The sequence below is a fragment of the Candidatus Chloroploca asiatica genome, from assembly GCF_002532075.1.
In the GTDB taxonomy this organism is placed as follows: Bacteria; Chloroflexota; Chloroflexia; order Chloroflexales; family Chloroflexaceae; genus Chloroploca; species Chloroploca asiatica.
The window spans coordinates 15,227-32,750 of record NZ_LYXE01000102.1; the positions used below are offsets into that span (position 1 = coordinate 15,227).

At 60.0% G+C, this 17,524-nt stretch carries 13 protein-coding genes; 11 read left to right on the forward strand and 2 right to left on the reverse strand.

The genetic code is table 11. The features are described 5' to 3' along the window. The first annotated feature begins 25 nt into the window (after nt 1–25). Complete coding sequence (locus tag A9Q02_RS13255) at nt 26–1,426, forward strand: ABC transporter substrate-binding protein (RefSeq protein WP_097653565.1); 1,401 nt, start codon at nt 26–28, stop codon at nt 1,424–1,426. 7 nt (nt 1,427–1,433) lie between these two features. Here the strand turns inward: A9Q02_RS13255 and A9Q02_RS24270 are convergent, their stop codons facing one another. After that, nucleotides 1,434–1,610, reverse strand: a complete 177-nt coding sequence (locus tag A9Q02_RS24270) for a hypothetical protein (protein WP_172450956.1) — start codon at nt 1,608–1,610, stop codon at nt 1,434–1,436. Between A9Q02_RS24270 and A9Q02_RS13260 the strand changes: the two genes are divergently transcribed. The 10 genes from A9Q02_RS13260 to A9Q02_RS13305 all read left to right on the forward strand — a co-directional run bounded on the left by A9Q02_RS13260 (nt 1,609) and on the right by A9Q02_RS13305 (nt 14,467). Next, a complete protein-coding gene (locus A9Q02_RS13260; RefSeq protein WP_097653566.1) occupies nt 1,609–2,487 on the forward strand; it encodes a carbohydrate ABC transporter permease in 879 nt (292 codons plus the stop codon). The genes A9Q02_RS24270 and A9Q02_RS13260 overlap by 2 nt on opposite strands. Nucleotides 2,488–2,497: 10 nt before the next feature. Then, on the forward strand, nt 2,498–3,370 hold the full coding sequence (locus A9Q02_RS13265) for a carbohydrate ABC transporter permease (RefSeq protein ID WP_245860538.1): 873 nt from the start codon (nt 2,498–2,500) through the stop codon (nt 3,368–3,370). A gap of 18 nt (nt 3,371–3,388) precedes the next feature. Beyond that, nucleotides 3,389–6,115: a glycoside hydrolase family 38 N-terminal domain-containing protein gene (locus A9Q02_RS13270; protein WP_097653567.1), complete on the forward strand. Its 2,727-nt coding sequence runs from the start codon at nt 3,389–3,391 to the stop codon at nt 6,113–6,115. Nucleotides 6,116–6,156: 41 nt separating this feature from the next. Further along, entirely contained in the window at nt 6,157–7,719 is a 1,563-nt protein-coding gene (locus tag A9Q02_RS13275) for a glycoside hydrolase family 3 protein (RefSeq protein WP_097653584.1), read from the forward strand. A gap of 18 nt (nt 7,720–7,737) precedes the next feature. After that, nucleotides 7,738–8,775 (forward strand): SIS domain-containing protein, encoded by a 1,038-nt coding sequence (locus A9Q02_RS13280; protein WP_097653568.1) that lies wholly within the window; start codon nt 7,738–7,740, stop codon nt 8,773–8,775. A gap of 166 nt (nt 8,776–8,941) precedes the next feature. Next, nucleotides 8,942–9,754, forward strand: coding sequence for a PIG-L deacetylase family protein (locus A9Q02_RS13285; RefSeq protein WP_097653569.1), 813 nt, complete (start codon nt 8,942–8,944; stop codon nt 9,752–9,754). Between the two features lie 274 nt (nt 9,755–10,028). Then, a complete protein-coding gene (locus tag A9Q02_RS13290; RefSeq protein WP_172450958.1) occupies nt 10,029–10,592 on the forward strand; it encodes an SGNH/GDSL hydrolase family protein in 564 nt (187 codons plus the stop codon). 179 nt (nt 10,593–10,771) lie between these two features. Further along, nucleotides 10,772–11,677: a phosphogluconate dehydrogenase (NAD(+)-dependent, decarboxylating) gene (gene gnd / locus A9Q02_RS13295; RefSeq protein WP_097653571.1), complete on the forward strand. Its 906-nt coding sequence runs from the start codon at nt 10,772–10,774 to the stop codon at nt 11,675–11,677. 2 nt (nt 11,678–11,679) lie between these two features. Beyond that, a complete protein-coding gene (gene zwf, locus A9Q02_RS13300) occupies nt 11,680–13,212 on the forward strand; it encodes a glucose-6-phosphate dehydrogenase (protein WP_097653572.1) in 1,533 nt (510 codons plus the stop codon). Between the two features lie 82 nt (nt 13,213–13,294). Continuing rightward, on the forward strand, nt 13,295–14,467 hold the full coding sequence (locus A9Q02_RS13305) for a glucose-6-phosphate dehydrogenase assembly protein OpcA (RefSeq protein ID WP_245860539.1): 1,173 nt from the start codon (nt 13,295–13,297) through the stop codon (nt 14,465–14,467). Between the two features lie 91 nt (nt 14,468–14,558). Here A9Q02_RS13305 and secA read toward each other — a convergent pair whose 3' ends face one another. Beyond that, nucleotides 14,559–17,510 carry a preprotein translocase subunit SecA gene (gene secA / locus A9Q02_RS13310; protein WP_097653573.1) on the reverse strand — a complete coding sequence of 984 codons (2,952 nt, stop codon included), beginning with the start codon at nt 17,508–17,510 and terminating at the stop codon, nt 14,559–14,561. Nucleotides 17,511–17,524: the final 14 nt, after the last annotated feature.

Genomic DNA, 17,524 nt, shown 5'->3' on the forward strand with positions numbered 1-17,524 from the left:
ACAAAGTATGAGGAGCAAGAGTCCTATGATTCGCAAGCGAAGTGTTGCGTTCACCATCTTTCTGACCATGTTCGCCATGATCCTGGTTGCCTGTGGCGGAGCCGCCCCGGCGGCCCAGGCCCCCGCTGAACCCCAGGTTGTTGTGCAGACCCAAGTTGTCGTACAGACCGAGGTTGTGGAACAGCAAGTGGTGGTCACCCCAACCCCTGGACCAAACCCCGAGGCCGTGATGGAGGTTGAGGAAGGGGCCACGGTCACCTTCTGGACCTTCTTCCTCTCGCCGACGTTCGATGAGTATATCCAGAGCACCATCGCCCGCTTCAACGAAGCCTATCCGGGCGTCACGGTGAAGTGGGAAGATCGTCAGGCCACGCTCCAGGAAGAGTACCGCAACAGCCTGGCTGCCGGCAATGCCCCCGATGTCGTCAACGTCCCGACGGGTTGGGTGCAAGAATTTGCCCAGAACGATCAACTGCTGAGCATGAGCGAAGTGTTGCCCCCAGCAGTGCAGGCGCAGTACTTCGCTGATCTGTTCAACCAGACCAATGTTGGTGGTGCGAGTTTCCAGGTGCCCTGGTACCAGGCGGTTGACGCCTATCTGGCCAACACCGACGTACTCGAGAACGCCGGGTATACCATGGACGATCTGCCCACGACCTTCGACGAGCAGAAGCAATTCTGTCTCGACTTCTACGAGGCGAGTGGCATCCCGTGTGGCTTGCGTATGCAGACCGGCAACCTGTTGCAGACAATGGCCTACGAGGGCAATGTCGAAGTGATGAATGCCGACGGCACCGCCTTCACCTTCGACTCACCCGAAGCGGTACAGTGGTTGCAGGACTATGTTGATCTGAACGAGGCCGGGGCGATCCACCGTGACCTGATCCTGTTGAACGACGCCGATGACCGCATTGGCCTGGAGCGTTTCACTGCGGCGCAGATGCCCTTCTATGTAACCGGCCCGCAACTGATCCGTCTCGTACGCGAGGGCAACCCTGGTCGCTATGGCTACCTGGCCCTGGCCCCGCGGGCAATTGGGCGTTCGGGGGCCTTGCCTCCCGTCTCGATGTCGATTGTCGTAAGCCAGAGCACCGCGTATCCCAAGGCAGCAGCGGCGCTGGCGGCCTTCTTCTCGAACCCACAGAGCATGCTCGAATTTTCCAAGCTCGTCGCGATCTACCCCTCGACGCCAGCGAGTTACGAAGATCCCTTCTTCACGCAACAGCCAGTCGCGATCGAAGATCAGATCCGCCCGCTGGCCGAAGGCATTATTTCGCAGCAAAAGAACATTTTGCCCGAAATTCCACGTCCGGCTGAAGTGAACGACATTGTCCGCCAGGCGATTGAGGGGGCCATCTTTGGTGGTGCCGATCCGCAGACCGTCCTGAGCGACGCGGTACAGCAGGCCAATGGCTTGATTCGGTAGCTTTCGCCTACATCCCCCGCATACGCGGGGATGGATTGAACTTGTGCTGGAAAAAGCCAGCTACGCTCGCTTTTTCCAGCACAAACTGCCGGGGGTGAGGACATAAGCCCTCAAAGATCGCGCTTATGCTGGCAAAAATGACCAGCATCCCATAGGTTTTAAGGGCGGAAACGAGAATAATCATGAGCAACACGTTACGCTCGCGCCTGACCCCGTATCTCTTTTTGCTGCCGGCGCTGCTCTTTATGGCGACCTTTACGCTCTATCCGTTAGTGAGTGTTGGTTATCTGAGTTTCACTGAGTACAACATTTTGCGCCCGGCTCAGCCGGTGGGTCTGGCCAATTACCAACGTCTGATTGGTGACGGGGTCTTCTGGCTCTCGTTGCGCAACTCGTTTACCTACTTGCTGGTGACGCCGGTGATCATTGTGAGTGCGATTACCCTGGCGATCATTGTCAACCGCCCCTTACTGGGCATCGGGGTCTTTCGGGCGCTCTACTATATCCCGGTGATTACGGGGGCGGTGGCGGTTGGGATCGCCTGGCAATTCCTTTTTGATGGAAGTGGCGGACCGATCAATGGCATGCTGCTCTCGGCGGGGATGATCGAAAAGCCGATCATCTTTCTGACCGAGCCGGCCTGGACGTTGCCAATCGCGATGATGATGACGACCTGGATGGGTGTTGGGTACTATATGGTCGTCTTTCTCGCCGGGTTGCAATCGATCCCTGAGGATCTCTATGATGCGGCGCGCATCGACGGATGCAATGAATTTCAGAAGCATTGGCATATCAGTGTGCCAGGATTGCGCCCATCGATTGTCTTTGTGGCCGTGATTTCGAGCCTCAGTGCGCTCAAAGTCTTCGATGAGATCTATGTGCTCACGAATGGGACGGGTGGCATTCTCAATAGCGGTTCAACGATGGTGTTTTACCTCTGGAAGCAGGCTTTTCGCTTGCAGAATGTTGGCTACGCCTCGGCGATTGCGATGGTCTTGCTGGTGATCACCCTGACCTTCTCGATCATTAATGTGCGGATGCTTGAGCGAGGGGAAGGATAGGAGGATCTGGATGAGCACAGTTGCTGAGCCGATGTCCACAGGCCGGATACGCTCCGTTCGTCCCGCGTGGACGCGCAATCTCTTCTGGTATGGCTTGTTATTGCTGGCGAGTATTGTGACGGTGTTGCCATTTCTCTGGTTGCTGATGACGGCGTTGAAGGGGCCGAGTGACGCAGTTTTTGGCTTTCCACCGCAGTTTCTACCGCGTGAGCCAACGCTGGCGAATTTTACCCGCGTCTGGAATCAATTGCCGATCTGGCGCTTTTTTGTGAATAGTCTGTTTGTGGCTGCGCTAACCGTGACGCTCAATGTGACGGTTTCGTCGCTAGCGGCCTATCCGCTTGCCAAGATGAACTTTCCCGGGCGCGAAGTAATCTTTTATCTGTTGTTGGCGACGTTGATTGTGCCGGCAGAACTGACCTTTATTCCTGGTTATATTTTAGCAGTGCAGGTCTTTCAGTACTACGATACGCTCTGGGCACTGATTTTTCCAAGTGTCTTTAGCGCTTTCAATATTTTTCTGTTGCGCCAGGCGTACAAGACAGTGCCGAATGATCTGATTGATGCGGCGCGCATCGATGGGGCGAATGAGTTGCGGATCTGGTGGTCGGTGCTGACGCCGACGATCCGGCCCTCGCTGGCGACAGCGGCGGTCTTTACGGCGGTCACGTCGTGGAACGCGCTGCTCTGGCCGTCACTGATGCTGCGTACGCGGGAACTGTATACGTTGCCAGTGGGGTTGATGGCCCTCCGGGGGATGTTTACCGCCGATTTTCGCCTGATCGCCGCTGGGGCGGTGATGGTGATCATCCCGATTCTGATCGCCTTTATTTTTGCGCAGCGCTACTTTGTCGCCGGGCTTTCGGGTGCGGTGAAGGGGTAGGCAGCGGCCAGGGGTTGTATGCAACGACGTGCGCATTATATTCTTTCGAGCCACTGGGATCGTGAGTGGTATCGTCCGCTGCAGCATTTTCGCTCGGCGCTGGTGGCGTTGCTCGATGAAGTGCTTGAGGCGCTGGCAACAGGCCAGTTGCATGGGCCGTTTACGACTGACGGCCAGGTGATTATGCTCGAGGATTACCTCGAGGTGCGCCCCGAGCGCCGCGCCGAGGTTGAGGCGCTGGCCCGCGCCGGGTTGCTGGTCGTTGGCCCCTGGTATACCGTGCCGGATGAGTTTTTGGTGTCGGGTGAGGCGCTGGTGCGCAATCTGCGCTATGGGTGCGAGGTGGCGCGACGGTTTGGGGCGGTGCCCTCGTCGGCGGGTTGGGTCTGTGATCAGTTTGGGCATATTAGTCAGTTGCCGCAGATCTTTGCTGGCTTTGGGTTGCGCGGGGTTTTTCTCTGGCGCGGGGTCAACTTTGCGGCGGGGCGGCATTTTCACTGGCGTGGGGCCGATGGTACGGTTTTGCCCACCTACCGTTTTGGCCGCGGGGGCTATTCGGCTTTTGCGTTTGAGGTGCGCGCTGCCGATGATCCGGGGCGGCGCGTCAGTACCGCCGAGGCGCGTATGCGTCTAGAGGCTTACCTTGCTGCCGAGGCCGCAGTGACGGCGGTTGCGCCACTGCTCGTCTTTGATGGCGGCGATCATCTGGCCTGGGATGCGACGGTTTATGAGGCCGTGACGGCCTATAGCCAGGATGCCGGTGCGCCCTTTGCGTTGATCCCTTCGAGCCTTGATGCGTACCTTGACGACCTGCTCGCTGATCCTGCGGCGATCACCGCGACGATCACTGGTGAACTGCGCGAGCCGGGTCTGCCGCCGCGGGCCGAGAACGAGGCCTGGCTCATTCCGGGCGTGCTCGCGAGTCGCGTGCCGCTCAAGCAGGAAAATGCCGCTTGCGAGACGCTGCTCACCCGCTGGGCCGAGCCGTTCAGCGTCTGGGCGGCGCGTGCGCTGGGGAGGCCCTATCCGCACCAGTTGCTCGAAATTGCCTGGCGCTGGCTGCTCCAGAACCATCCCCACGACTCGCTTGGCGGCTGTAGCATTGATCTGGTGCATCGCGATATGCACTACCGCTTTAGCCAGTGCCGCCAGATTGCCGATCTGCTTGCTACCGAGGCGACCAGGGTGATCGCGCTGGCAATTGAGGGCGATGTGGCCTCCGACGAGGTGCGGGTGGTGGTCTTTAACCCGCTGGCTCAGCCGCTGAACGAGACGGTTGAGCTTACCCTCGATCTTCCGCATACCTGGCCGGCTTTCACCGAGTTCTTTGGCTTTGAGGATCTGCCGGCCTTTCGCATCTACGATCCGGTGGGGAACGAGGTACCGTATCAGCGCCTAAGCCAGCGCCTCGGGGTGACACGAACGCGCCTCGATCCGCACAAGTTCCCGCAGGGAGTTCAGGTGAATGAGGTGCGCGTGAGCCTGCCGCTGGCCCTGCCGGCCCTTGGCTATGTGAGTCTCACCGTGCACCCTGGCGCGCTCGACCCGCTGCTGCCCCACCAGAGTCCACGCCCGATCGCCCAGCCAACGCGCCATCCCGGACGTGGGTTGGCGACCAGCGCTCGTGCGATGGCGAACGAGTTGCTTGAGGTTGTTATCGCGCCTGATGGAACCTTGCACCTGCATGATCGTCGTAATGGGGCTACCTACGAACACCTGTTGAGCTTTGAAGATTGCGCCGACATTGGCGATGGTTGGTTCCACGGCCTGGCCGTTGCCGACGCGGCGCATAGTTCGTGTGGGGCCGCGACGAGCGTGGCTCTGGTACATAACGGCCCATACGTGACGACATTCCGCCTGCGGACGGCGCTACGTGTGCCCGAGCGTTTTGATTTCGTGCGTGGAACGCGCGCCGAGACGCTGACAACGCTGGAGCTTGATACGCTGGTGAGTCTGCGGCCCGGCTGTGCGCGGGTGGAAGTCGCAACGAAGGTGCGCAACACGGCGTGTGACCATCGGTTGCGCGTCCTGTTGCCGAGTGGCACAGACGCCGTCACCTATCTGGCTGATGGCGCGTTTGATGTGCTCGAACGACCGGTGGCGGTGCGTGCCGACGCGCATACCTACCGTGAATTGGAAGTTGAAGGCCGCCCCCAACAGAATTGGAGCGCAGTCTACGCAGCAGGGCGCGGCCTGGCCGTCGTTGCGCCGGGTCAACTGGAAACGGCGGTGCTCGATCGGCCTGACCGCCCGCTCGCCCTGACGCTCTATCGGAGTACCGGGCGCACCGTGTTGACCGACGGAGAGCCGGATGGGCAACTGTTGGGCGAGCAACTTTCCGTACGTTACTGGCTGGTGCCACTGAGTGACGCCCCTGACCGGGCCGCCCTCGGCGCGTTGGCGCAGCAGTTGGCCGCTGGATTGCGCACGAGTCAGTGTACGGCTGGCGATAGGCCCGTTATGCAACCGGCGCAACGCCTGCCGCTCAGCGCTAGCCTGTTGCGCCTGAGCGGGGGGGCCGTCTTGAGTAGCCTCGCGCAGACAGCGTTGGGGTTGGAGGTACGGATCTTCAACCCTGAAGAGGCTGCGATCACGGCGACGTTGCATGTGCCTACGACGATCCGCCAGGCCCAGCGGGTGAATCTGGCGGGTGAGCCGGTTGAGGCACCGGTGCCAGTGCGCGAGGGTGTGTTTGACGTGGTGATGAGGGCCAAGCAGATTGTGAGCCTGCGGTTAGCGGGGTAAATATGACCTTGCGGCACCTTCAAGCGGAAGTGGAAGAAGCGATGCAACGTGAAGATCAGATCAGCCAGCGGCTCTTGCTCTGGTTTCAGGGGTATGAGGCTCCGGCAGCGTTGCTGGAATTTGTGCGGCAGCACCCGATCGGAGGCGTGACGCTCTTTCGCAAGCTCAACCTGGCGACACCGCCGCAAGTGCGGGCGCTCACCGGGGCACTCCAGGCTGCAGCGCGGGCGGCAGGGCAACTGCCGCTGCTGATCTGTGCCGATCAAGAGGGTGGGCAGTTGCAGGCGGTGGCGGGGGCGACGGCGTTTCCGGGCAACATGGCGCTGGGCGCGACGGGTGATGCAGGACTGGCCCGGCGGGTCGGGGCGGCACTTGGCCGCGAACTGGCGGCGCTTGGGGTCAACGTCAATTTTGCCCCGGTCGTTGATGTGCAGAGCAATCCGGCCAATCCGGTGATTGGGGTTCGTTCGTTTAGCGATGACCCCGCGCTGGTGGGGCGCCTTGCGTCGGCGATGGTTGAGGGCTTGCAAGCGAGCGGCGTGGCGGCAACGGCCAAGCATTTCCCCGGCCACGGCGATACCGATGTCGATACGCACCATAGGTTGGGCGTGGTGCCGCACGACCTGACGCGGTTGCAGCAACTTGAACTGGCCCCCTTTGCGGCGACGATTGCGGCTGGCGCACGGCTGGTGATGGCGGCGCATCTGGCGGTGCCGGCGCTGACCGGGCGGGTTGATGTGCCGACGACGCTGGCTCCGGGGGTGCTGGAAGATCTGTTGCGCGGAACCCTGGGTTTTCGCGGGGTCGTGATCAGCGATGCGCTGAATATGGCGGGTTTTGGCACAGAAGCCGTGTGGAACGACCGATTGGTGCAGGCGGCAGCGGCTGGCGTCGATCTGTTGCTGCTGGCGGAACCGAACGATCCTGAGCAGGCGTATGCGACCCTGCTGGCCGCGGCGCAGGCTGGTCACCTCGCCCCGGCGAACCTGGAGGCTGCCGCCGAGCGGGTGACGGCGCTCAAGCGCTGGCTGGCGACCCAGGAGCAACCCGATCTGGCGGTCGTCGGATGTGCCGCACATCAGGCGCTTGCGGCTGAGGTCGCGGCGCGGGCGATCACGCTGGTGCGCGATCGGGTTGGTCGTCTGCCGTTGCGTTTGCCTGCCGAGGCCCGTCTGGTTGTGGTTACGCCTGAACTGGCCGACCTGACGCCTGCCGATACCTCGAGCTACGAACGCTGCGCATTGGGCGCGGCGATCCGTCGTTACCATGCGCACACCGATGAACTCGTCATCGCAGCAGACCCATCGGCGGCTGAGGTGGCTGCGCTAAGCGCGGAACTGGCCGACTATGATCTCGTGATCATCGGGACAATCAACGCCACCACGCGGCCCGGTCAGGCGGCGCTGGTCGAGGCGCTGGTGCAGCAAGGGGTGCCTGTGGTTGCGGCAGCGCTGCGGCTGCCCTACGATACCATGGTCTACCCGGCAGCCCCAACCTGTCTCTGTACCTACAGCATCGCTCTGCCCGCGCTCACCGCGCTTGCTGACACCCTCTTTGGCCGTGCGGATGCACCAGGTCGTTTACCAGTGCAGAGCAGCGCCTAACGTGAAAGAAACAAATCTATGACTCTCCTCGAAGAAATTCGTGAACAACCTGCCGTGCTGCAGGGTCTGCTTGATCATGCCCGCACGCAGGTCGCAGCGGTCGCCAACGCGATCCGTGCGCGTCGGGTACAATATGTGTATCTCGTGGCCCGTGGTACCTCAGAACATGCTGGCATCTATGGGCAGTATGTGTTCGGGGCTTTCAATGGTCTCCCGGTTGCCCTTGGAGCTCCCTCGCTCTTTACCGTTTACGAACGCCCGCCACAGGTCGCCAACGCGCTGGTCGTCGGCGTCTCGCAGTCGGGGCAGTCACCTGACATTGTCGCCGTCCTGGCTGAAGGCCGAAGGCAGGGTGCCTTGACGTTGGCGATTACCAACGATCCCCAGTCGCCGCTAGCCGAGGCTGCCGAATTGAGCCTGGCGATCCAGGCTGGCCCCGAGCGAGCGGTGGCCGCAACCAAGACCTACACGGGTGAATTGATGCTCTTTGCGATGCTGTCCGCCGCGCTCGCCGACGACCCCGCGATGTGGGTGGCGCTAGAGCGGGTACCGGCCGCCGCTGCCGAGGCGCTGCTGCTTGACCCTGAGATTGTGGCGGCAGCTGAGCATTTTCGGGCGATGCGTGAATGTGTTGTGCTGGGGCGCGGCTTTCACTTTGCGACCGCCCTCGAATGGTCGCTCAAACTCAAGGAACTGGCCTATGTCATTGCCGAACGTTACTCAACCGCAGAATTTCAGCACGGGCCAATTGCGTTGGTCGAGCCAGGCTTTGCGATACTGGCTGTCGCCCCGACCGATCCTGGTCTTGCCCCGGTGCGTGACCTGCTCATACGGATGCGCGCAAACCAGGGGGCGCAGTTGCTGATACTTTCGGATGATCCAGCGACGCTGAAAGAAGCAACGGTGGGGTTGCGGCTGCCCACAGGCGTGGCACCGTGGCTGATGCCGCTTGTGAGCATCATCCCTGCCCAGCTCTTTTGCCACCATCTTACGATCGCCCGCGGGCTTAATCCGGCTACGCCACGTGGGCTGAACAAAGTTACGTTGACACACTAATGTAGTCTGTCAACGAAGCTTCCCGATGATTTGACGCAAAGATTTGACGCAAAGGCGCAAAGGTTTTTGCGTAGGTGAGCGTAACCCTTCGCGTCTTCGCGTGAGCTTCTTTGAGTTTGGTACTAGACCACTTCGTTGACAGACGACTGAGGCAAGGAATAAGGACATGATCTTCCATTCCCTGAACGAACTAAGCCACACCTACAACCATGTCTACCTCTCGCCGCACCTCGATGACGCAGCGCTCTCGTGTGGCGGGGCGATCAGTGCGCAGCACCGTGCGGGGCAGCGCGTGCTTGTCGTGACCCTCTGCACCGCAACGCCGTCGCCGGAAGGTTCATTCAGTGAACTCGCGCAGGCCTTTCATACCGCCTGGGGGCTCAGTCCTGCCGAGGTTGTGGCGACCCGGCTCCGTGAGGACGAGGCAGCCCTGGCATTGCTCGGCGCTGATGGCCTGTGGGCTGGTTGTCTCGATGCCATCTATCGTCACCCGACGGCCTACACCAGTCGGACAACCCTCTTTCATCAGCCTGCTGCCGACGACCCCTTGCATGCCGAGCTCACGACGCTGCTGATCGCTCTCCGCGAGCGTCTGCCCGAGGCGGCCTTTTATGCACCACTGGGGATCGGGGCACATGTCGATCATCTGTTGACCTATACTGCGGCGCGTACCGTGGTAGGGACGAACCTCATCTACTATGAGGACATCCCATATGCGATGCGTCCCGGCGCCCTCGCCGAGCGACGTGCAAGAGTTGACATAACGTTGAATAAGCAAATCATTGCGATAGACGCAACGCTTGACATTAAACTGGCTGCGATTGCGGCCTACACGAGCCAGATGGTCGAATTGGCCCAGAGCCAACTCGGGCTGACGGTAGATGACGTAACCGACGCGAGTGCGGCGCTGACCGCTGCGATCGCTGCGTATGCGCATCAGGTAGGGGGGGCGCTGCCCGCCGAGCGGATCTGGGTATAGGCCCGCTACTTTATCGCATAAGACGGCTTTTTTGACGTAAAGACATGGTTTCAAAAGGGCCGGATCAGCTTGACCCTCGACGCGGAGTGCCGACTTATGAATATTCAATCGTACACCGGGCCCAGCCCCCGGCCCTGTAAGGGGCACCCCTTGCGGGTGCCCGTACACCGGGCCCAGCCCCCGGCCCTGTAGGGGCACCCCTTGCGGGTGCCCTGGTGGGGTGCATACACGGAAGATGCAATCGCCCTGGCTGAGCCGGAAATGGTATAACTCTATGCAACCATCATCACTTCCACAACCCTCACCCGTACGCCGCGTCGTCTTCTTTGGCGACTCGCGGGCGGACTGGTGGCTTACACCGAACCTGGACGGTTTACGTTTTCTCAACGCCGGGGTGCCGGGCGGCAGTGCGACCTACCTGGCGCGCCATTTCACCCGCATGGTCGAGCCATTGCACCCCGATGTGATCGTGCTGCAGCTTGGCGTCAACGATCTCGCAGGTGGATCGCCGGGCCTCGCCACGCAACACGCCGTGTTTGCCGCGATCGCAACGGTCACCACCGAGGCACGGCGCATCGCTGCGCCGGTCGTTCTCACCACGATCTTCCCGTTGGCCCGCGGGCCATGGGCCAGTTCGCAGGTTCAGGCCGCGATTCTGGCCGTCAATGCGCGGCTGCCAACCCTGGTAACCGACGGCGTGCAACTGCTCGACAGCGCCGCCGTGCTCTGCGGGCCAGACGGTTTTGTCTCCAGCCGTTATGCCGACGACGAACTGCACCTGAGTGCCGCAGGCTATGCGATGCTCAACGAGGCGCTGTTGCGGTTGATCCGGGGGTGAGTGAATAGGGAACGGGGGCGTGGGGGAACTTGGTTCCCCCACGCCCCCGTTTTCCTTCGTGGTGGTGCGCCTGCCGGCGCATCGTGTGCTGATGCAACATCCCGGTATCGTCACTGCGCGCACCAGATGGCGATGGTATAATAATCCCTAAGCACCAAACAGAATATGGAGAGACTGCAATGGAGATTGGATTGATCGGCCTGGGCCGTATGGGGGCCAATATGGCGATCCGCCTGCTTCAGGGTGGGCATCGTGTGGTTGTCTATAATCGGACCGTGGCGAAGGCTGAAGAGCTTGCGGCTGAACACGGCGCAATTGCGGCGACAACGCTTGAAGAATTGGTCGAAGCCCTTCCTTCGCCGCGGATTGTCTGGTTGATGTTGCCCGCAGGCGAGGCGACCGATGAGCATCTTGCCCAAGTGACGCCCTTGCTGAGTCCTGGTGATATTGTGATCGATGGGGCCAACAATAATTATAAAGTGAGCATTGCGCACGGTGAGCAACTTGCCGCGCAGGGCCTGCGTTTTATGGATGCCGGGGTCTCGGGTGGGATCTGGGGGCTTCAGGTTGGTTACTGCACCATGGTGGGTGGCGATCCTGACACTTTTGCCTATGTCGAGCCGATCTTGCAGACGCTGGCTCCGCCCGAGGGCTATCTGCTCTGCGGGCCGGTGGGCGCGGGGCACTTCGTCAAGATGATCCACAATGGCATCGAATATGGGATGATGCAAGCCTACGCTGAGGGTTTTGAGATCTTGGAGAAGTCGCGCTACGAGTTTGATCTGCAAAAGATCAGCCATCTCTGGAACCAGGGGAGTGTGGTGCGGTCGTGGTTGCTTGAATTGGCCGAGCGGGCGTTTGCCGATGATGCGGATCTTAGCAAGATCCGGGGGTATGTGCAGGATAGTGGCGAAGGTCGCTGGACGGTGCAAGAGGCGATTGATCTTGATGTGCCTGCGCCAATCATTACGCTCTCGCTGCAGACCCGCTTCCGGTCACGGCAGGACGACAGCTTTAGTGCGAAGGTGCTGGCGGCCCTCCGCAATCAGTTTGGTGGTCACGCGGTCAAGCAGGCAGATAGGTAACCATGTCAGATCTGCCCAATCCTTTGCGGCACGGGTTGCGTATTGGGCGTACCCCTGAACCATGTACGGTTGTGATCTTCGGAGCCAGTGGCGATTTGACGAGCCGCAAACTCGTGCCGGCACTCTATAACCTTGCCCGCGAGCGCCGGTTGCCAGGGGGCTTTTCGGTGGTGGGCTTTGCGCGTCGCCCCTGGGATGATGCGCAGTTTCGCCAGGTGTTGCTCGATGGCGTCAATGCCAATTCGCGGAGTGGTGCGGTTGAAACCGAACTCTGGGCCAGTTTTGCCGAGGGCATCCACTATCAGCCGGGGAGCTTTGATGATCCGTCCGCGTATGCGCGCCTGGCTGAACGCCTGGCTGAACTCGATCAGCGCCGCGGTACCGGTGGCAATCGCGTCTTTTACCTCGCGACGCCCCCCGAAGCCTATCCCGACATTATTCGTCAACTTGGCGCTCACGGGCTCAATCAGTCGCCGCATGGTGGCTGGACGCGCATCATTATCGAGAAGCCCTTTGGCCGCGATCTCGCCAGTGCCCAGGCCCTCAATCAGCAGGTGCTCGCCGTCTTTGAGGAACCGCAGGTCTACCGAATTGATCACTATTTAGGCAAAGAGACGGTGCAAAATATCATGGTTTTTCGTTTTGCCAATGGTATTTTCGAGCCGCTCTGGGATCGTCGTTCGGTGGATCATGTGCAGATTACGGTGGCCGAGAATCTGGGCGTTGAAGACCGGGGCGGCTACTATGACCATTCCGGGGCTTTGCGCGATATGATCCAGAACCATCTGATGCAACTGCTGGCGCTCGTCGCGATGGAGCCGCCGGTTTCGTATGATGCCGATGCCGTCCGCGACGAAAAGGTCAAGGTGTTACGGGCCATCCGGCGGATTAGGCCCGAAGAGGTGGCGACCTATACCGTGCGTGGTCAGTATGACGCCGGGAGCCTGAGCGGTCGTCCGTTGCCTGGCTATCGTGATGAGCGTGGCGTCGATCCGGCCTCGCAGACCGAGACCTATATCGGGCTGAAGCTTTTTGTCGAGAACTGGCGCTGGGCAGGCGTGCCTTTTTATTTGCGGAGTGGGAAAGCACTCCCGCGCCGGGTGAGCGAGATTGCGATTCAGTTCAAGACGGTGCCGACGATGCTCTTTGCCGAGACCCCGATGCACGATATCGAGCCAAATGTGCTGGCGATCAAGCTCCAGCCCGACGAAGGCATTACGCTCAAGTTTGGCTCGAAAGTACCGGGTCAGCCCCAGATTCGCCCGGTGACGATGGATTTCCGCTATGGCACCTCGTTTGGCGTGGCCTCACCCGAAGCATATGAGCGCCTGCTGCTCGATTGCATGCTTGGTGACAGCACGCTCTTTACGCGGCGCGACGAAGTTGAGGCGAGTTGGTCGCTGATCACGCCGATCCACCAGGGCTGGTTGGCGTCACCTGCGCAGCCCTTCCCCAATTACGAGGCCGGGAGCTGGGGACCAACCAGTGCCGACGAGTTCATGGCCCGTGATGGGCGTACCTGGCGGCGCTTGTGAATGCTCAACGAGTTTCTGCCCTCTGGGAGCGAGCGCGTCCCGCCCTCGAACGCCCTCCGAGCGCGGGACTGAGGTGTGACCAATGACCAGTATGACTATGGTTGAGATCGGGGCCATCGAGCATGAATTGCGTCAACTCTGGAGCGAGAGCGCCGAGAAGGCGCCTGATGGCCAGGCGGTGATCCGTGCCCTGACGCTGAATCTGCTTGCCTGTACGCACGATGCCGAACACGCCGACCGCATGACCGACGCAATCCAGCAGTTGACGGCGAGCCATCCGAGTCGGGCAATCCTTGCCCTCTTGCAGCCGGATGCCCCTGAACCACGGCTAGACGGCTTTGTGCAAGCCAATTGCCTCTTGAGTAGGCGCGGGACGCCTCAGGTCTGTGGTGAACAGATTACGCTTGATGCGCGTGGCTCGGCGGTGCAGCAGGTCGTCTCGCTGATCCTAGCTTTGCTCGTCCCCGACCTGCCCGTTGTGCTCTGGATCAACAACCCTGACCCCTTTGCCGAGCCATTGCTCGCCCGTTTGCGCAGCGTCGTTGACCGGGTGATCGTCAATTCGCAGGCCTTTGCGCAACCAACGAGTGCCTTTGTGCAGATGGCCGAGCTAGAGCGGGCCGTGTCATCGGGCGGGTTGGCCTTGCACACCTTTGCGATCAGTGATCTCACCTGGGCTTCGCTCACCCCGTGGCGCGAACTGACAGCCCAGTTTTTCGATACACGCCCCCTGTTACCACATTTGCGCCGGATCGATCATGTGACGATCACGTATCAAGTACCAAGCGGTGCAGACAACCCGGTCGCGGGATTATTACTGGCGGGATGGCTTGCGTCGTGTCTCGACTGGATGCCGTTAGAGGACGCCTTCAGTCTTGAACCAGATCTGATCCGCTTTTACCTACGTCGCCCGGCGGTTGGAGTGGGCACTGGTGCGATCCGCCTCGTCACGCTTGACCTACGCCCAGTTGAGGCCGCAAGTGGGGCAACACCTGGCCTCCTTGCCCTGCATCTCGAAGCGCTCGATGGCGTCACCGCGAGTTTCCGCGTTGAACGCGCCGAGACCCCGGGGTATGCGCTGACCACAGCGACCATCGCTGGAATGGAGCCGATCAGTCGCCTCGCCCGCTGTGAAGAACCGAGCCTCGCCGACCTGCTCGCCGCCGAACTCCGCCTACGGCATCGCGATCAGACCTTCAGCGATGCGCTGCGAGTGGCCGGGCTGCTCGCTGCTCGTTTAAGGCGGGATATGTGACGCAAAGGCGCAGCGGCGCGAAGATTTGATCGATCTGCCTGCGCCGCTTTGTGCTTTTGCGCCTTTGCGTCAACCTGAGTCAACCTTTGCCTTAACGCTTTTTCCCACGAGGCACACTAGAGGGCACCTGCCGCCCGCGACGTACCTCGGCTTGGGCGCCGGCTGGCACGGCCTGCGGTTGGCTTGCCTGCGCAACGGCGGCATGGACGGGCTCTGCTCCCTGGCTCTGCGCGGCGATCAGATGGACAAGCTCTTCTTCACGGCCTTCGTGGCAATGCTTGAATTTCTTGCCACTGCCACAGGGGCAGCGCTCGTTGCGCCCAATATTGGTGAGCTTGCGCTGGGGTTTGGCTGCCAGATTCTGCATCTCGCTGCTGCCGCCCGCCGCCCGCGCCGTGGCGAGGCGGTTCTTTTGCTCAAGCTCAAGCTGACGCAGGTAGCGTTCGTAGGCAAAGGACTGTGCAATAATCTGATAGACGATATCACGGGTGATATTGTCTTTCAGTTGATCGAACATCGCAAAGGACTGTTTGCGAAACTCGATCAACGGATCGCGCTGGGCAAACGCCTGCAACATAATGTTCTGGCGCAACTCGTCCATCGCGGTCAGATAATCGATCCACTGGCGGTCAATCGTGCCGAGCATCATCCGACGCTCGACAAAGCGGATTGTCTCGGCCCCCATCGCCTGTTCGCGCTCTTCATAGGCGGCCTCGAGTTGTTCAACGAGCCAGATCTCGATCTCATCACGGCTTTTTGTGCTGAGGGTTGCGGGGGTGATCGCCTCAGGCAGGGTCGGATTGATCTGACGATACTGGCGTAGCAGCGACTCGAGATCCCAACTTGCGGGCCCCTCATCGGGCAGATGCTCATCTACAAGAGCCGCGATCTCTTCGCCGATCATCTGCAGGATCTGGTCACGAACATCTTTGCCATCAAGGATATCGCGGCGATCCTGATAAATAATCTGGCGCTGCTTATTCATCACATCGTCGAACTCGACGGTATGTTTACGCAGATCGAAGTTGTAGCCTTCGACGCGGGTCTGGGCGCTTTCGATTGTACGATCAAGCAGGCCAGCTTCAAGGGGCAGATCCTCATCAAGGAAGCGATTCATCAGGCCCTTGATGCGATCGACCGGCCCAAAGCGGCGCATCAGTTCATCTTCAAGGGACAGGAAGAAGCGTGATGAGCCAGGATCGCCCTGACGACCAGCTCGACCACGAAGCTGGTTATCAATGCGGCGCGCCTCGTGGCGTTCGGTGCCGATAATATGCAGGCCACCAAGCTCACGCACCTGATCACCCTCGGTCGCCGTCAGCCGCTTAGCCTCTTCGGTCGCCACCTGAACCTGTTCAGGGGTCGCCTCTTCAAACGTGATCCCTTGTGCAGCCAGCAACTCTTCCACCAGGCCATCGGGATTGCCACCAAGCAAAATGTCAGTCCCACGACCAGCCATATTGGTTGCCACGGTGACTGACCCCTTGCGTCCAGCCTGGGCGACAATCGTCGCCTCTTTGGCGTGGAACTTGGCATTGAGCACGCTATGGTCAATGCCGCGTCGCTTGAGTAACTCACTCACCTTCTCTGAGGTCTCGACCGAGGTTGTACCAATCAGCACGGGACGGCCCAGTTCATTCAACTCGGCCACCTGACTGACCACGGCATTGAACTTGGCGGCTTCGCTGCGATAGATCTGATCGGGCAGATCATCGCGTACCGACGAACGATTCGTGGGGATGATCACCACCTCGAGATTATAGATCTTGGCGAACTCTTCGCGTTCGGTATAGGCCGTACCGGTCATCCCGGCTAGCTTGCCATACATACGAAAATAGTTCTGAAAGGTGATCGTCGCCAGGGTGACATTTTCATTCTTGACGAGCACGCCCTCTTTCGCTTCAACGGCCTGATGCAGCCCATCAGACCAGCGGCGACCGGGCATCGAGCGACCGGTAAACTCATCAATAATGACAACCTCACCTTCAGAAGTGACCATATAATCACGGTCACGTTGGAAGACAAACTGAGCTTTCAGCGCATTCTCGACAAAATGGGTCTTTTCAAAATGCAGCGGGTCATACAGGCTCTCGCCATCAGGGATTTTCAAGAGGCGTTCGACATTCTCAATGCCCTGTTCGGTGAGGGTAATGCTTTTGGTCCGTTCTTCGATGAAAAAGTCGCCATCGGGCTCCATGCCCTCTTCCTTGATCTGCTTGGGCGTCACGCTTGAACGACGTAAATTCTTGACTACGCTGGTCATCTGACGATAGAGATCGGAGGATTTCTGGGCCGGCCCCGAAATAATGAGGGGCGTACGCGCTTCGTCAATCAGAATATTGTCAACTTCGTCAACAATGGCAAAATGCAACTCGCGCTGCACCATCTGTTCTTTTTCATACGCCATGTTGTCGCGCAGGAAATCGAAGCCAAATTCGTTATTGGTTCCGTAGGTAATATCAGCCGCATACGCTTCACGCCGGGGCACAGGTCGCCAGTGAATGAGGCGCGTATCTTCGGCATTGGCATTGGGATCAACATACGTCGGGTCAAAGATCGCACTCTGATCGTGCGCAATGAACCCCACCTTGAGCCCGAGGAAATGATAGATCGGACCCATCCAGCCTGCACCGACACGGGCCAGGTAGTCGTTGACCGTCACCAGATGGGATCCTTTGCCTTCGATGGCATTGAGATAGAGCGGCAGCGTCGCGACGAGCGTCTTGCCTTCACCGGTCTTCATCTCGGCAATTTTGCCATCGTGCAACACAATGCCACCGATCAACTGCACATCATAGTGGCGCAGGCCAATCGTCCGCCGGGCCGCCTCGCGCACCGTGGCAAACGCCTCGGGCAGGATCTCATCAAGCGTTTCGCCCTCGGCAAGACGCGCCTTGAACGCGGCCGTCTTGCCGGCCAGGGCCTCATCAGACAGCGCCTGATACTCAGGTTCAAGCTCATTTATCTCTTCAACCAGTGGTTGGAGCTCACGGATGGCTTTGTCGTTGGTATCACCAACGAGCTTTTTGAGCCACTTAAACATACTTTCTCCTTGCT

Bases quoted from the DNA above. Each gene is read 5' to 3' on its own strand.
- A9Q02_RS24270 (WP_172450956.1), bottom strand. From the start codon at position 1,610: ATGATTATTCTCGTTTCCGCCCTTAAAACCTATGGGATGCTGGTCATT.
- A9Q02_RS13275 (WP_097653584.1), top strand. From the start codon at position 6,157: ATGCAACGTGAAGATCAGATCAGCCAGCGGCTCTTGCTCTGGTTTCAG.
- A9Q02_RS13260 (WP_097653566.1), top strand. From the start codon at position 1,609: ATGAGCAACACGTTACGCTCGCGCCTGACCCCGTATCTCTTTTTGCTG.
- zwf (WP_097653572.1), top strand. From the start codon at position 11,680: ATGTCAGATCTGCCCAATCCTTTGCGGCACGGGTTGCGTATTGGGCGT.
- A9Q02_RS13280 (WP_097653568.1), top strand. From the start codon at position 7,738: ATGACTCTCCTCGAAGAAATTCGTGAACAACCTGCCGTGCTGCAGGGT.
- gnd (WP_097653571.1), top strand. From the start codon at position 10,772: ATGGAGATTGGATTGATCGGCCTGGGCCGTATGGGGGCCAATATGGCG.
- secA (WP_097653573.1), bottom strand. From the start codon at position 17,510: ATGTTTAAGTGGCTCAAAAAGCTCGTTGGTGATACCAACGACAAAGCC.
- A9Q02_RS13290 (WP_172450958.1), top strand. From the start codon at position 10,029: ATGCAACCATCATCACTTCCACAACCCTCACCCGTACGCCGCGTCGTC.
- A9Q02_RS13270 (WP_097653567.1), top strand. From the start codon at position 3,389: ATGCAACGACGTGCGCATTATATTCTTTCGAGCCACTGGGATCGTGAG.
- A9Q02_RS13285 (WP_097653569.1), top strand. From the start codon at position 8,942: ATGATCTTCCATTCCCTGAACGAACTAAGCCACACCTACAACCATGTC.
- A9Q02_RS13255 (WP_097653565.1), top strand. From the start codon at position 26: ATGATTCGCAAGCGAAGTGTTGCGTTCACCATCTTTCTGACCATGTTC.
- A9Q02_RS13305 (WP_245860539.1), top strand. From the start codon at position 13,295: ATGACCAGTATGACTATGGTTGAGATCGGGGCCATCGAGCATGAATTG.
- A9Q02_RS13265 (WP_245860538.1), top strand. From the start codon at position 2,498: ATGAGCACAGTTGCTGAGCCGATGTCCACAGGCCGGATACGCTCCGTT.